General features: G+C 48.4%; 13 protein-coding genes and 1 other annotated feature. Of the genes, 11 read left to right on the top strand and 2 right to left on the bottom strand.

The genetic code is table 11. The annotated features are described in order from the left end of the window. Positions 1–169: 169 nt before the first annotated feature. Together rpsD and D1831_RS04160 are read right to left on the bottom strand one after the other, a co-directional pair. Entirely contained in the window at positions 170–778 is a 609-nt protein-coding gene (rpsD, locus tag D1831_RS04165; protein ID WP_125071670.1) for a 30S ribosomal protein S4, read from the bottom strand. 199 nt (positions 779–977) lie between these two features. Then, complete coding sequence (locus D1831_RS04160; protein WP_125071669.1) at positions 978–1,439, bottom strand: GAF domain-containing protein; 462 nt, start codon at positions 1,437–1,439, stop codon at positions 978–980. 169 nt (positions 1,440–1,608) lie between these two features. Between D1831_RS04160 and ezrA the strand changes: the two genes are divergently transcribed. The 11 genes from ezrA to mreD all read left to right on the top strand — a co-directional run bounded on the left by ezrA (position 1,609) and on the right by mreD (position 16,290). Continuing rightward, entirely contained in the window at positions 1,609–3,327 is a 1,719-nt protein-coding gene (gene ezrA, locus D1831_RS04155) for a septation ring formation regulator EzrA (protein WP_125071668.1), read from the top strand. Positions 3,328–3,737: 410 nt separating this feature from the next. Continuing rightward, positions 3,738–4,892: a cysteine desulfurase family protein gene (locus tag D1831_RS04150; RefSeq protein ID WP_125071667.1), complete on the top strand. Its 1,155-nt coding sequence runs from the start codon at positions 3,738–3,740 to the stop codon at positions 4,890–4,892. A gap of 35 nt (positions 4,893–4,927) precedes the next feature. Beyond that, complete coding sequence (gene thiI, locus D1831_RS04145) at positions 4,928–6,145, top strand: tRNA uracil 4-sulfurtransferase ThiI (protein WP_125071666.1); 1,218 nt, start codon at positions 4,928–4,930, stop codon at positions 6,143–6,145. A gap of 137 nt (positions 6,146–6,282) precedes the next feature. Then, complete coding sequence (locus D1831_RS04140) at positions 6,283–7,557, top strand: hypothetical protein (RefSeq protein WP_125071665.1); 1,275 nt, start codon at positions 6,283–6,285, stop codon at positions 7,555–7,557. Between the two features lie 206 nt (positions 7,558–7,763). Continuing rightward, on the top strand, positions 7,764–8,258 hold the full coding sequence (locus D1831_RS04135) for a peroxiredoxin (protein ID WP_125071664.1): 495 nt from the start codon (positions 7,764–7,766) through the stop codon (positions 8,256–8,258). A gap of 37 nt (positions 8,259–8,295) precedes the next feature. Next, positions 8,296–8,527 (top strand) — a binding site (T-box leader). Between the two features lie 49 nt (positions 8,528–8,576). After that, positions 8,577–11,246 (top strand): valine--tRNA ligase, encoded by a 2,670-nt coding sequence (locus D1831_RS04130; RefSeq protein WP_125071663.1) that lies wholly within the window; start codon positions 8,577–8,579, stop codon positions 11,244–11,246. A gap of 153 nt (positions 11,247–11,399) precedes the next feature. After that, the gene (locus D1831_RS04125; RefSeq protein WP_125071662.1) at positions 11,400–12,722 is read left to right on the top strand and encodes a bifunctional folylpolyglutamate synthase/dihydrofolate synthase; all 1,323 of its coding nucleotides are present in this window, start codon (positions 11,400–11,402) and stop codon (positions 12,720–12,722) included. A gap of 259 nt (positions 12,723–12,981) precedes the next feature. Beyond that, on the top strand, positions 12,982–13,620 hold the full coding sequence (locus D1831_RS04120; RefSeq protein WP_125071661.1) for a JAB domain-containing protein: 639 nt from the start codon (positions 12,982–12,984) through the stop codon (positions 13,618–13,620). Between the two features lie 217 nt (positions 13,621–13,837). After that, positions 13,838–14,842 carry a rod shape-determining protein gene (locus tag D1831_RS04115; RefSeq protein ID WP_125071660.1) on the top strand — a complete coding sequence of 335 codons (1,005 nt, stop codon included), beginning with the start codon at positions 13,838–13,840 and terminating at the stop codon, positions 14,840–14,842. A 70-nt stretch (positions 14,843–14,912) separates the two neighbouring features. Continuing rightward, the gene (mreC, locus tag D1831_RS04110; RefSeq protein ID WP_125071659.1) at positions 14,913–15,758 is read left to right on the top strand and encodes a rod shape-determining protein MreC; all 846 of its coding nucleotides are present in this window, start codon (positions 14,913–14,915) and stop codon (positions 15,756–15,758) included. A 13-nt stretch (positions 15,759–15,771) separates the two neighbouring features. Continuing rightward, a complete protein-coding gene (mreD, locus tag D1831_RS04105) occupies positions 15,772–16,290 on the top strand; it encodes a rod shape-determining protein MreD (protein ID WP_125071658.1) in 519 nt (172 codons plus the stop codon). The last annotated feature ends 1 nt before the right edge of the window (position 16,291 follow it).

Raw genomic sequence — 16,291 nt, 5'->3', positions numbered from 1 at the left:
CAAAGACCGAGCTTTAAGACAAGTGGGGTTCTTGGCTTAAAGTCGTGTCCACCACGTTCCAGCTGCTTTAGAACCAACCGGTAAGGCGGAAGGCTTCCACAATCTGGGCTTGACTAATCGTAGGAAAGAGGCTGTGACAAAAGTCACAGCCTCTTTGAATAACCGGAAATTAAAGTTTGTTGTAGTATTCAACGATTAATGATTCATCGATGTCTGCTTCAAGTTCTTCACGTTCTGGTAAACGAGTTAATGAACCTTCAAGCTTGTCAGCGTCGAATTGAACAAAGTTAGGACGCGCAACAACGGCTTCAACGGCGCCGGTGATAACGGCCAACTTCTTGGACTTTTCACGAACGGAGATAACTTGGCCAACACTAACTTCGTATGAAGGAATGTCAACGCGCTTGCCATCAACGGTGATGTGACCATGGTTGACTAATTGACGAGCTTGACGACGAGTCGTAGCCAAACCTAAACGGTAAACCATGTTATCCAAACGACGTTCGAGTAAGATCATGAAGTTAACACCGTGCTTACCTTCGCGGATCTTACCAGCCTTAAGGAATAAGTTAGAGAATTGACGTTCAGTTAAACCGTACATCATCCGTAACTTTTGCTTTTCACGTAATTGGGTACCGTATTCTGACATCTTACCACGACGACCTTGGCCATGATCACCAGGTGCGTATGGGCGACGTGCTAATTCTTTACCAGTACCTGAAAGGGACATTCCCAAACGACGGGAAATTTTCCAACTTGGACCTGTATAACGAGACATAAATTGTTTCCTCCAATATATTTAGTTGGAGTAAAATAAGCCGATGTGAGTTCGATATTCGTTCAGATCGGACTGCAGGGTTCACCATTGCAGCCGCAGGTTACTAACTGACCATAAGTGGCACCAATCTGTTGACGAGCTTACCCACTCACTGCTGCGTTATTTTACACAAAGAGTAGCATAGCATGTTTGACGGTGATTAGTCAATGTGTTGGGTCAGAATCTTAACGAATTCGGTTAATTCGGCTTCATTTTCGGCGGTGAACCGGTCAAGTGAAGGGGAGTCGACGTCTAATACGCCGATTTGACGACCGTCCTTAGTGATGGGGATGACGATTTCAGAATTGCTGGCGCTGTCACAGGCAATGTGGCCCGGAAACTGGTGAACGTCTTTGATGCGTTGGTTGGTCTGCGTTTTAAAGGCGGTACCAACGACGCCGGCACCAACTTTAATGTGCATACAAGCAACTTTTCCCTGAAAGGGACCGAGGTCAAGTTCGTTAGTGGTCTGGTTGTAAAGGTAAAAACCGGCCCAGTTAAGGTCGTCATAGGTACTGTTTAATAACGCGCTGGCGTTGCTAAGGTTTGCAACGAGGTTCGTTTCTTGAAAAAGAAGTGCGTCAAGTTGCTGATTCATAAGTGATGTGTCCGTGGTTGCCATGCAAAAATCCTCCCTGAAAGTTAACAAATTCATACTGTTTGGTAGTTATGACTATGTTATAATTTAAGGTAGATTTTAATTGGATTTTCAGAAAAAAGCAAGGTTACGGTTCAACAGGGTGAGGCGCAACTGCAATTAAAACGGAATAAATTATGTAAGGGGTATTCATATGCAAGTAGCAATCGGCATAGTAGTTGTCGCCGTTGTGATCTACGCTGCGGTTAAGGGCTTCCAAGTATACATAGATAAACAAGTCCAACAATTGACCGTTCGTCAACAAGCGTTAGCCAAACAGGCACAGACAACGGATTTTGAAAAAATTGAACAACTGGGCTTAACGGGCGGTTCGTTAGCTAAGCTGGAGGCATTGCAGACAGAGGGTCAGGAACTTACGAATGACCAATTACCCGCCGTCAGCGAGCAGTTGACAAAAATTACCGCCCTCGCACGGAGCGTCAAGTTTTTAGACGCCAAACAAAACTTAAAGAAGGTTAGCAGCCAACTTGATACTATTGAGCAACGCGAAGCTGACGTACGCAAGGGACTACAAGCGTTGGACGACGCCGACGCCGCGCACCGCGAAGCCGTTGCCAGTCTGGAGAAAAAGTATCAGGATCTACGTAAGACGTTGTTGTCCCAGAACTTTTCGTTTGGCCCCAGTATTGATAAACTGGAAGACCGGTTATCTAATTTGGAAAGTGACTTTGACCGCTTTTCAGAATTAGCAAAGTCTGGTGACCACGACGCCGCTGAAAAGGTCCTGGACCAGTTACGGCACGATACCAGTTCGCTAGAGATGGACATTGACCGGATTCCACCGATTTATAAAGACCTCGTCAGCGGCTTTCCGGATCAACTGGCCGAACTGGCTTCCGGGTATCACCAGTTAGTTGCACAACACTTCCACTTTGAAGTGACGACCATCGAACCCGAAATAACGGCGTTAAAGCAGGCCATTGATGATAATGTCGCGCTGTTAGGCGACTTAAAGGTATCTGACGCGGAGAATGGCAATCACGCGATCGAAAAACGGATCGACCACCTTTACGACGTGATGCAGGTTGAAATTGATGCCAAGGAAGTCGTAGACAAACGCCAGGGCGAGATCAGTAAGTTTTTGACCCACGCCATGAATCAGAATCACCGGTTACAGATTGAACTGGACCGGTTAGCACAGAGTTATACGCTGAATAATCACGAAGTTGAACGGACCCGTGAACTAAACGAACAGTTGAAGGGCATCGAAGCGACTTATCAAGCCGACATGACCGCGTTAACTAGTAAGCAGGCGGTCTATAGTCAAATTGCGGCCCACTATGAGGAACAGGATAAGCAGCTTAAGGCCATTGAAGAAGAACAGGTGGCCGTCAACGACGGTGTTGCTAACTTAACGGCGGAAGAGTCTAAAGCCCACGACACCTTGCAACGCTTTGACTTTGAAATTCACGCCGTCAAACGGCAGGTGGAGAACTTAAACTTACCGGGATTACCCAAGGATTACTTGGACTATTTCCAAGTGGTTTCAAAGGAAATTGAGCGGCTAGATCATGATATTAATAAGTTAGTGATCAACATGGATGACATTACCAAGCAATTGATCGTGATTCAGGCCGATATGGCGACTTTAAAAGAAAAAACCGGTGATTTAATGGACGCGGCCGTACTGGCAGAACAGTTGTTGCAGTATGCGAACCGGTATAAAACGAACCACGAAGAAGTCCAAACGGCGAGCGAGGAGTCACAACGGCTCTTTAATGAAGAGTACGACTACGCGCGCAGTTTAGAGATCATCGCGACGGCGGTAGATAAAGTGGATCCCGGTGCCTATAAACGGATTGAGGACAGCTATTACGCCCAAAAACAGTCAGAACGAACCGACGCTGAGTAGTGTTCGCGGTTGAAGTGGCCGGAAACTAACCGGCGATGGGACGGTGAAGCTGCACGTAAAGAGGCTGTGACAAAAGTCACAGCCTCTTTGTATCTCCGCACAATTATTGGCGAAACGTGCGCCAAAAGTCAGCCGGCTCCGCTTAACGGCGTATGCCAAACAATCCAAGCCCAGGATTGTTCACCATACGCCGTTAATGCTCACCAGCTAACTGACTTTTGACACACTCTGTTTACGTTTAACGAAAGTGATTGCCGTTGGTGCCCGCGTTGACAGCGGCTGACCACTAATGATTCCTGATTGGTCAGACAAAAGGACTTGTTTCAACGTCATTATTTGGTATAATTGCAAAGAATTCTTATCGAAAGTAAGTGCGTGGCACTGCTTTATTAGAAAGTGAAGGCTCAGAAATGATTTATTTTGATAATAGTGCGACGACCCAGGCAGCACCGGCCGTACTAGAAACTTATACCAAGGTTTCCCAAAAGATTTGGGGCAACCCGTCCAGTTTACACAGTTTTGGTGAAAATGCGTTTCATTTATTGGAACAGTCCCGGCAACAGATTGCCACGCTAATTGGCGCCAAACCTAACGAAATCTTCTTTACGTCCGGTGGGACTGAAGGGGATAACTGGGTGGTTAAGGGAACGGCCATGGAGAAGCGGACTTTTGGCAAACACCTGATCACGACGGCGGTGGAGCATCCCGCCATTCATAACTCCATGGAACAATTAAAGGAATTGGGTTTTGACGTGACCTACTTACCAGTTGACGCGGAGGGTCGGATCAGCGCGGCCGATTTAAAGGCGGCGATTCGACCGGACACCATTCTAGTTTCCACCATGGCGGTGAATAACGAAATTGGGACGATTCAACCGTTATTAGAAGTGGCCGACGTGTTGAAGGCTTACCCTAAGATCCATTTTCACGTCGACGCGGTCCAGGGAATCGGTAAGGGTATTCAGGACCTGATCATGAATGACCGGGTGGACTTCGTGACCTTTTCGGGCCATAAATTCCACGCTCCGCGGGGAATTGGCTTTATTTACGCACGTCAGGGTCGTAAATTAGCGCCGTTGATGACCGGTGGTGGTCAGGAGAGTAATTGGCGTTCCGGAACGGAAAACTTACCGGCGATTGCCGGAATGGCCAAGGCGTTACGGTTATTATTGACCGATGAGGACCAAAAAGTGGCCCGGGAGCGTGCCATTAAGCAACGTATTTACGACCACATTAAGACCTTCCCGAAGGTGACGATTTTTAGTCAACCAACGGCCGGGTTTGCACCGCACATTCTATGTTTTACAATCAACGGGGTACGGGGTGAGACCATCGTGCACGCGTTCGAGGATCAAGGTGTTTACATCTCCACGACCAGTGCTTGTTCGTCGAAAAAACACCTGGCTTCCAGTACGCTGATGGCCATGCACGTTCAAGAAAACGTGGCAACCAGTGCCGTTCGAATCAGTTTGGATGAAAATAACACGTTGGCGGAAGCCGATGAATTTATTAAGATTTTTGACAAGTTGTACCACAAGTTTTCAAAAATCAACGCGGACGCTTAGTTTGTCAGTCTTAAAGGAAGAAGGAACCTCATTTCATGCAATACACTGAAATCATGGTGCGTTACGGGGAATTGTCGACCAAGGGTAAAAACCGGCGGAACTTTATCGACAGTCTGGGCCGTAACGTCCGTAAAGCTTTGCACGATTTTCCGGAACTAAAGGTCCATGCTAACCGGGATCGGATGCACATCATGTTAAATGGTGAAGATTCAGCGAAGGTCATGGACCGCTTGAAGTTGGTCTTTGGTATTCAAAACTTTTCACCCAGTATTCGGGTCGATCAGGACATGGACGCCGTTTATAAAACGGCCGTTGAAATGGTGCGTGCCCAGTACCAACCGGGGATGACGTTTAAGATCAATACCCGGCGTTCTGACCATAAGTTTGAATACGATACGAACGAAATTAACGACATGTTGGGTGGTCAAATTTTAGACCACGTTGACGGCATTAAGGTCCAAATGAAGCACCCCGACATCGTTTTACGGGTCGAAGTTCGGTTGAACGGAATTTTTCTGTCTTCCGAAACGATCCAAGGCGCCGGTGGGTTGCCAGTGGGTACCGCGGGTAAGGGAATGTTGATGCTTTCCGGTGGGATCGATTCACCGGTGGCCGGGTACCTTGGCATGAAGCGTGGCGTTAATATGGAAATGGTGCACTTCTTTAGTCCGCCATACACGAGTGAACAGGCACTAGCTAAGGCGAAGCAGTTAGCATCTACGTTGGCAAGCTATTCTGGCAGTGTGAAGTTTATTCAAATTCCGTTTACCGAGATCCAGGAAGAAATTAAGGAAAAGGTTCCGGAGGGCTATTTAATGACCGTCCAACGGCGGTTGATGATGCGATTGATGGACGCCATTACGCGTAAACGTAACGGAAAGGCCATCTTTAACGGCGAATCGCTTGGTCAAGTGGCTTCCCAAACAATGGATAGCATGATTGCCATTAACGACGTGACGACGTTGCCCGTCTTACGACCGGTGATTTCGATGGATAAAACCGAAATTATCAAGGTGGCGGAAGACATTAACACTTACGACTTGTCAATCATGCCGTTTGAAGACTGCTGCACCATCTTTGCACCACCGGCACCCAAGACTCATCCTAAGTTGGACCGTGCCCGTGCTTACGAAGAACGGATCGACGTCGATGGGCTCATGCAACGTGCCATGGACGGCATTACGATCACCGAGATCAAACCCGGTGAAAACTACATGAACGCCCAAGAAGACGTTTTTGCCGAATTACTTTAAATTGATGTTGAAACTCGTTTCAGGTTAAACGCTGAAGCGAGTTTTTTTATTGATAAAATTAAGGGACGTTTCTCGAATTAAAATCACTATGAATATGCTAAGATAAGCCCAAATTAGTTTTGCGAGGGGGAGTGACCATGGATTTTCAGCCACTACTACGGGCGGTTGCCACGTCCAACAATTTAAAGATGGTACGGGTCGGCCTTGAGCGTGAAGGCCAGCGGGTCACGCCTGATGGTCAGTTAGCGACCACCGATTTTAAGACGGTGGGGATGGATCGCGTTGCCAACGTGACCCGTGACTTTGCGGAAACCCAGTTAGAGTTAGTCACGCCGGTGGCAACCAGTACCGCCCAGGCATTGAGAGAGCTAACCACGATCCAACGGGAAGTGGTGGGTCAACTAAATCCGCGGGAGTTGATCTGGCCGCTGAGTACGCCCCCACAACTTCCCGTGGATGAGCAGCAAATTGTGATCGCAAAACTAGCCAATCGGGATGCGGTGACGTACCGTCAATACTTGGCCCAACACTACGGTCGCCGTCGCCAAATGTTGAGCGGGCTGCACTTTAACTTTGAGTTGGCCCCGCAATTAGTGACGGCGATGTTTGCCCGGCAGAACGAATACGGGACGCTGGCTGAGTTTCGAAACGCCCTGTACCTGCACGTGGCGCAAAACTATTTGCGTTACCGCTGGTTGATCACGTACCGTTACGGTGCCACGCCAACAAGTTGGCCCAACCTGTATGTGGACCAGAAGCAACCCAAGGAACCCGTCCGGAGTTTACGCAATAGTCGTTACGGCTACGTTAACGCCCCCGACGTCCGGGTCTCGTATCAGTCGTTAAATGCCTACCTAGTGGACCTAGTCCGCTTAGTCCAACGGGGACGACTGAGTGAAGAAAAGGAGTTCTACGGGCACGTTCGGCTACGGGGTGGCCACCGGGTACTCGACCTGGCTACGACGGGAATTGAATACTTAGAAATTCGCCATTTGGACCTTAACCCGTACGCACCGGTGGGGATCAATCGCAAGCAGTTAGCCTTTGTACACGCCTTTTTACTGTTAATGTTGTGGTTACCGGCCCCCAGAGCGGTGGACGAGGCTGTCAAGCGAGGAGACGGTCTTAACGAGTCCGTAGCGTTGCAACGGCCGTGGGAACGTCCCAACGCGCTACGTGAGGGCCGCTGGCTAATGCAACAGTTGGCGGGCATGTTGGCCCAGCTACCGGGGCCTACGCCGACGACCGTCATCGCCGACGTTACGCGGGAATTGAATGATCCCGCCCAAACCCTGGCCGCTAGGTGGTGGCGGGCGTGTCAAACGACTGATCCCACCGAGTTAGCCGTCCAATTAGCTGAACGCCACGGTGAAACGTTGCTGGACGGCAGTGGGTTTTCTGGGAAGGGTTAAATGCCAAAATATTGCGCAGTGAACTGATCCGTCCCAGCTGATCCTTAGTTTTACCCCACTAAGCCATGCGGGTGGCTAGTGTGACTAGTCGCAAATTTTTAAAAATTGAGGCTATCATTTGCGCGGCTTGCCGGTTTGCGGTAAGTTTAATGCATACTAGTTGGAAGATTAATTGGCTGCATTAAGTTTTTGAAGGGGTGTTTGCTGTGCAAGTGTTATTTCATGATCAAAAATTAGATTTAGTTGGTGAACCGCTTAAGGATGGCGATTCGCTACCCAAGTTCAAGGTGTTTACGACCCACGATCAGAAGCTGAAAACCAAGGATTTACTAGGTAAGCCGGTCCTGATCAGCGTGATGCCCGATATCGATACCCGGGTTTGCTCCATTCAGACCCGTAAGTTTAATCAGCAGGCCGATCAGTACCCGCACGTCCAATTTTTAGCCGTTTCTAACAATTCGGTAGCCGATCAGGCGGGGTGGTGTGCCAAGGAAGGCGTTAAAAACTTAACGGTCGTTTCCGACGAAGAATTATCATTTGGTTACGCCACTAACTTGTACCTGCCGAACAACGGGACGTTGACCCGGGCAATTTACGTGGCCGACGCCGAGGGTAAAATCGTTTATCATGAAATTGTGCCGGACTTAAGTCACGAACCGAACTACGTGGCGGCCCTTGATGCACTGAAACAATTTGAATAAAGATTGACGCGCTTAGCGAAATTCATTACAATAGTGTCATTCAGCGATGAGCAAGAGAGTAGACTTAACCACCGTCTACAGGAAGAAAACGGGACTGGAAGTTTTCGGCGGGGTTAAGTTGAAAGTAGCTTGCGAGCTGTTATCCTGAATATGAGTAGGGGTAACCGGACGGGATACACCGTTCGTTAACAATTATGTTTAAGTTGTAAAGCCGGTTCGTAGCCGTGCTTTAAAATTAGGTGGTACCGCGAAATCCATTCGTCCTAGTCATTTAGGATGAATGGATTTTTTTGGTCCAAGAGAAAGGATGTGCCCCATATGTCAGAAGAACCAACTACTGATATGCCAACTAAGTATGATCCGACCGCCGTTGAAAAGGGTCGTTACCAAACTTGGTTAGATGAAGATTTATTTAAGCCTTCGGGCGACAAACAAGCTAAACCGTACTCAATCGTATTACCGCCACCGAACGTTACCGGTAAGTTACACTTAGGTCACGCCTGGGACACCACGTTACAAGACATTATCATTCGCCAAAAACGGATGCAGGGTTTTGACACGCTTTGGTTACCCGGAATGGACCACGCCGGGATTGCCACGCAAGCAAAGGTTGAAGCTAAACTGCGTGAGCAGGGTGTTAGCCGTTACGATCTTGGCCGTGAAAAGTTCATTCAACAAGTTTGGGATTGGAAGGACGAATACGCCTCAATTATCAAACAACAGTGGGCTAAGCTGGGGTTATCCCTCGACTATTCACGCGAACGTTTTACAATGGATAAGGGCTTGTCCGACGCCGTTAAAAAAGTGTTTGTGACGCTTTACAACAAAGGGTTGATCTACCGCGGTGAATACATCATCAACTGGGATCCCCAAGCTCGGACCGCTTTGTCCGACATCGAAGTTATTCATAAAGACGATAAGGGTGCCTTTTACCACGTGAAGTACCCGTTTGTTGACAAAGACTTCACCTTCAACGGTAAACACTACATTGAAATCGCGACGACCCGTCCCGAAACGATGATGGGGGATACCGCCGTTGCTGTTAACCCGAGTGACGAACGTTACAAAGACTTAGTCGGCAAGAAGGTCGTCTTACCATTAGCTGACCGGGAAATTCCAATTATCGCCGACGCCTACGTTGATCCTGAATTCGGGACTGGGATGGTTAAAATTACGCCAGCTCACGACCCGAATGACTTTAAGGTTGGAAACCGTCACGACTTAAAACGGATCAACACCATGAATGAAGACGCCACGATGAACGCGAACGCCGGTAAGTACGAAGGGCTGGATCGTTTCGAAGCTCGTAAAGCCATGGTCAAGGACCTCGACGACTTAGGCTTAATGATCAAAATCGACCCAATCGTCCACAGCGTTGGCCATTCGGAACGGACCGGGGTTCAGGTGGAAGCCCGCTTATCAACCCAGTGGTTTGTTAAAATGAAGCCGCTAGCCGAACAAGCCTTAAAGAACCAAAAGACGGACGATAAGGTTAACTTTGTACCGGACCGGTTTGAAGACACTTTTGATCAGTGGATGGAAAACGTGCATGACTGGGTCATCTCACGGCAACTCTGGTGGGGCCACCAAATTCCAGCCTGGTATAACAAAAAGACGGGCGAAACGTACGTTGACGTTGAACCACCAAAGGATATCGAAAACTGGGAACAAGACCCCGACGTGTTGGATACCTGGTTCTCCAGTGCCCTCTGGCCGTTCTCAACGATGGGCTGGCCGGACGAAGATGCTGAAGACTTTAAACGCTACTTCCCAACGAATACGTTAGTCACCGGTTACGACATTATCTTCTTCTGGGTTTCACGGATGATGTTCCAAAGTTTGGAATTTACCGGTCGCCGTCCGTTCAAGAACGTGCTCTTACACGGTCTGATTCGTGACGAACAGGGTCGTAAGATGAGTAAGTCCTTAGGTAACGGGATTGACCCGATGGACGTCATCAAAAAATACGGGGCCGATGCTCTACGCTGGTTCCTCTCCAATGGTTCTACTGCTGGGCAGGACGTTCGCTTTAGTTACACGAAGATGGACGCAGCCTGGAACTTCATCAATAAGATTTGGAACGCCAGCCGTTACGTTATCATGAACTTAGGCGACATGACCCAACCAACTCTGCCAGAAAAGGCTGAGTGGACGTTAGCCGACAAGTGGATCTTAAGTCGGTTGAACGCAACCGTTAAGCAGGTGACGACCACCTTCGATAAGTTTGACTTTGGTGAAGCTGGTCGGGCACTGTATAACTTCATCTGGAACGACTTCTGTGACTGGTACATTGAAATGAGTAAGGAAGTTCTGACCGGTGACGATGCGCACGCTAAGCAAAACACCCAAAACGTCTTAGCCTACGTTTTGGACCAAGTTTTACGCTTATTACACCCAATCATGCCATTCGTGACCGAAAAGATCTGGTTATCAATGCCACACGTTGGCAAATCCTTAGTGGTTGCGGACTATCCCGTTGACCACCCAGAATTTGACGATCAGGACGCTGAAAGCGACATGGCTTCGTTGATTGAATTGATCACCGCGGTTCGGAGTATTCGGGCCGAAGCAAACGCGAAGATGTCCTCCGCCTTTGACTTACTGATCAAGACCGATAATCAACGGTTACAAACGGTCTTTAAGACGAATGAAGATTACATCCAGCGCTTTGCGCACCCGAAGACCTTATCCATTGGGGCCGACGTGGCTGCGCCTAAACTTTCGATGACCCAAGTCATCAGTGACGCCGAAGTTTACATTCCGTTGGCCGAACTAGTAGACTTGAACGAAGAAGTTAAGAAGCTGGAAAAGGAACAAGCGAAATTTGAAAGCGAAGTGACCCGGGCAACTAAGAAGCTGGGGAACGAACGCTTCGTTGCAAACGCGCCGGAAGACGTTGTGAACAGTGAAAAAGAAAAGTTAGCTGATAATGAGAATAAGTTAGCCGCTACGAAACAACGGTTAGCCGACATTAAGGCACAGGCTTAAGTTAACAAAATGGAGGCTGTGACAAAAGTCACAGCCTCTTTTGTATCTCTGCACAATTATTGTCGAAACGGGTTTCAAAAGTCAGCGGGCTCCGCTTAACGGCTGACCGACTTTTGGCACACTCTGTTTTTTGCAAGGGGGAGGAAAAGGACAGTGGTAACCGATTACGAAGCGGCCCTGGCATTCATCCACGGTCGCACAAAGTTTAAGAAAATTCCAACGCTCAAACGGATGCGCCGGTTCTTACACGAGCTAGGTGATCCCCAGCAACAAGTCCGCGGGATCCACGTGGCCGGAACGAACGGTAAGGGTTCAACGGTCGCTAATTTACGCGACCTGTTCATGGCGGACGGTCTAACCGTGGGGACCTTTACGTCGCCGTTTATTATCCGCTTCAATGAACGAATCAGCGTAGATGGTCAGCCAATTAGTGACACCGACCTCGTGACGTTAGTAAACAAAATTCAACCGGTCGTGTCTAAACTTGACGCCGAGTTGCCGGAGGGTGGTCCCACTGAATTTGAAATTATTACCGCCATGATGTTTACCTACTTTGCGGAACAACCCATTGACTTAGCCATCGTGGAAGTCGGCATCGGTGGGTTGTACGATTCCACCAACGTGTGGACCCCGCAGGTGAGCGTGATCACGACGATTGGTTACGATCACATGCAAATTTTGGGGAACACGTTGGCGGCAATTGCGACCCAAAAAGCGGGCATTATAAAAGCTGACGTACCCGTGATCGTCGGCAAGCTGCCCGCCGAAGCACAGGCGGTCATGGTCACGACGGCCCAAACGAACGGGGCCCCGCTACAAACGCTCGGGGTCGATTTCACGACTAAGTTGTTAGCCCCCCAAGGCTGGCAGGAACGCTTTAACTTCGATGGTACGGCGCACCACTTTAAGGACTTAGTCACACCGTTACTTGGCGATTATCAAGTGGATAACGCCGCGGTAGCCTTGGCGGCATATTTGGATTATCACCGGCAGACCGGTGTACCAGTCCAAGTCCGCGACGTGAAGTCGGCCTTGGCCCACGTCCAGTGGCCGGGACGGTTTGAACGCCTAAACGATGATCCGTTGATCATGATTGACGGGGCCCACAACGAACCCGCGGTGACGGAGTTGGCAACAACGCTCAAGGAGCGTTTTGGTCAGCAAAACGTGTATATTATTTTTGCCGTGTTAGCCGATAAACAACACGCTCAAATGATCCAAACCTTGGGGCAACTGACCAACGTCCACTTATTGTTGACCCAGTTTGCCGGACCGAACCCGCAACGCCACGCCACCGACCCGAACGAGTTGGCAGCGGAATTACCACAGAATCGGTCGGCAGAGCTATTTGCGAATTGGCAGGCAGCGTTGATCCAAGCAACCCAGGAGATGTCGAGTGAGGACGTCCTGTTACTGACCGGGTCACTGTACTTTATTTCCGACGTGCGGACGTACTTTAAAAATCGGGAAGCGTAACAATTTTTAAAGTCTGCTGCACCAACGAGTGGGCCCGTGTCTTGCGTGCTCGTTGCAAGGGTACCGAAACAGTCGTAAAAATTTAATTTATTCCACAGGTGAACCCGGTGACCATTTCAAATTCAGGAATGGTCGCCGGGTTCACCTTAATAATCACAAACGAAGTGCCTTGTGGTGCCCGTCCGTTTTTAGGGAAAACTTAAATTTGAAAATGGTGCTAACGGTTTTTTACGCAATTGTTCAGTGAAGGGGTGGTTAAATGACGAGCCTAACCGAACAAAATCTACCGTTGATCCAGATTCACGCACTAATTGAACAGTACTTTGCCACTTTCTTGACCGGACCGGCGTTAAAGCGGGCGACCCACGCTTTTGAGCGTACTTTTCCGCCCGGAAGTGCAACGACGTGGTTAAATCAGACGGCGAGTGACCCGTTATGGAACGGATTATTAATCGCCTTGCGCTGTGGCCAATTATTACCCCACCCCAATCAGGTAGTGGTGGGGCAGATTTATGGTAGTCAGCAAACCGGTGCACAGTTGGCCCACGACTTTGCTAATTGGCAGCAAGAACGGTTACTACTATTATGTCTGGACACCAAGAATCAAATCGTTAAGCGGCAAGTGGTGTTTCAGGGCACCCTGAACAGTTGTCCGGCTCATCCGCGGGAAATTATGCAAACGGCGTTGACGGTTGCGACCGCACGCATTGTCATTGCCCATAACCATCCGAGTGGGGACGTGACCCCTAGTAAAAAGGACGTTGAGTTTACTAAACGGTTGCAATTAGCCGGTGAAATTGTGGGCGTCCCTTTGTTAGATAGTTTTGTTATCGGTGCAAACGATTACTTTAGCTTTGCGGAGCAAGGGTTGGTAAATTGTAATACGGATTCTCAGTAGAATGTGGTAAAATAACGGGGTTAGGACGGATATTATTCCGCCTGGCCGCGTTTTTTTGTTAAATTTTATCTAAGTTAAATAGTGGGACTGTATTTTTGAACGGATTACGGTATGCTAGGTTTCGAGCAGGATTTTTAATGCTGCACGATTATGCTATAATACTTACTATTATGACTAATAAAAAATTAAATTTGTAATTAATGAAGGGATGAATGTAGTGTTCGGATTTGGGACAAAAAATATCGGGATCGATCTCGGTACAGCCAACACGATAGTTTACGTTGACGGCAAGGGCATCGTATTACGAGAACCATCCGTGGTTGCGAAGAACACGAAGACTGGTGAAATTGTATCCGTCGGTTCTGAAGCACGGGACATGATTGGACGGACGCCAGCAAGTATTGTGGCAATTCGGCCAATGAAAGATGGGGTTATCGCGGACTACGATACCACCGTGGCAATGATGAAGTACTTTATTCAAAAGACTTTAGGCCGGTCAAACGGTAAGCCGTACGTGATGGTTTGTGTGCCGAGTGGGGTTACCGAAGTTGAAAAGCGGGCAGTGATCGACGCCACCCGGGTTGCGGGGGCGCGGGACGCCTACGTCATTGAAGAACCATTTGCCGCAGCCATTGGTGCCGGTTTGCCAGTTATGGACCCAACCGGTAGCATGGTCGTTGATATTGGTGGTGGGACGACCGACGTTGCCACCATTTCCTTAGGCGGGATCGTTTCAAGTCGTTCAATTCGAATGGCCGGTGACAAGATCGACGATTCAATTATTTACCACGTTCGTCAAAAGTTTAACCTCCTAATCGGGGAACGGACTGCTGAACAGTTAAAAATTGACGTTGGTTCAGCTTCACTTGAAGCTGCTGAAGACATTGAAGGTTCTACCATTCGTGGCCGGGACTTATTGTCAGGGTTACCAAAGACCGTTGAAATTTCAGCGGTAGACGTTGCCGAAGCGATTCAAGAAATCGTTTCAGAAATTATTTCGGCAATTAAGGAAACCCTTGAAGAAACTTCTCCAGAAATTGCCTCTGACGTAATTGACCACGGGATCGTTTTGACCGGTGGTGGCGCCTTATTGAAGAATCTTTCCGAAGTGATTGCGGATGAAACCAAAGTTCCAGTTTTCATCGCTAACGAACCCCTTGACTGTGTGGCCGTTGGTACCGGTAAATCACTTAAGAGCATCGATGTTATGAAAAAGCGATAACAGGTGAGCGGGAAGACATCTTCCCGCTTATTTATTGTTAAATCTTTGAATTTTCGACCGGGGGTTCATTATGCAAAAGTTTTTCTCTAACCGTAAACTTGTCATTGCGATTATCGTATTGATTATTAGTTTCGGCTTGATGAGTGTGTCGGTAGCGATTCGTGACAAAAAGTCGACGCCACCGTTGATCCAACAATTTGGTAATGACGTGGCCGGCGCGGTCGACCGGGTGGTAGCGTTACCCGTTAACGGGTTACAGGGCGCGACTAATTCGGTTTCGGACCTACTGAACACTTATCAAGAAAACCAGAAGTTAAAGAAGCAGGTTGACCAACTCGCCCAGGCGAAGGTTACCGCCCAAACGACCAGCGCAGAAAATAAGCAACTGCGTAAAGAACTGAAACTAAACGATTCACTGTCGAACTACACTAGTGTGACGGCGAACGTTTTGACCCGGACACCTTCTTCATGGATGAACCAACTCGTGATCTCCAAGGGAGCTACGGCTGGTATCAAGAAGAACATGCCCGTCATGTCACAATCCGGCCTGATTGGTCGGGTCGTGGAAGTGAACCAAACGAATTCTAAAGTGGAATTAATTTCGAATACGAGTTCGACGGCCAATAAGTTTGCTATTCAAATTACAAACAAGGCCGGTAAAACGGTCAACGGGATTATTTCGGGCTACGATAAGAGTGCTAATACGCTTGAAATGGGTTCCGTTACGTCCAACGTTAAAATTAAGAAGGGCGATAAGGTCGTGACTTCTGGTTTAGGTGGAACGACGCCGAAGGGCCTATACGTTGGGACCGTTGCTAGTGTTAAACAGGACGACTATGGTTTGGCTTCTGAAGTTGAAATTACACCCGCGGCGGACTTGAGCGATCTAACGGTCGTGACGGTTGCCGAACAGTAAGGGAGGCACAACGTTGCGATACTCACGTTTAAAAATCATTTTTCCGATTGGCCTCTTTTTGGCCCTCTTTTTGGACGGGTCACTGTCCAACGTGTTTGCGGGTCACCTATTTTCATACCCCTACAGTAGTGCGCTGCACTTAGTCTTACTCTGGCTGATTTTTGCCATTTTCCTAGACGACCGGGACGATTTGGCCGTGGGATTGTGGTCGGGATTCGTTGGCCTAGTTTTTGACTTATACTATACCGGAGTGGTGGGCGTTTACGTTGTCGCCCTCCCGTTAATCGTTTATCTCTGCCGGCAAATTAAGCCGTGGTTAGATCTGAACTTTTTAACCTTATTGATGGTCTATATTATTAATTTGACGATCGTTGAAGCGTTCGTGTACATCTGGTACAGCATGAGTAACGTCATTGACGGTAACCTTGCCGATTTTGCAGTGTACACGTTAGGGCCGACCATTGCGGTCAACCTGGCGATTTTCGTCATTTTATACTACCCGGTACGACGGTTATACTTTAGCGTTAATTAGT

Origin of the sequence: Lactiplantibacillus garii (assembly GCF_003885105.1) — a bacterium.
In the GTDB taxonomy this organism is placed as follows: domain Bacteria; phylum Bacillota; class Bacilli; order Lactobacillales; family Lactobacillaceae; genus Lactiplantibacillus; species Lactiplantibacillus garii.
This window is presented reverse-complemented; position numbering and strand designations above follow the sequence as displayed.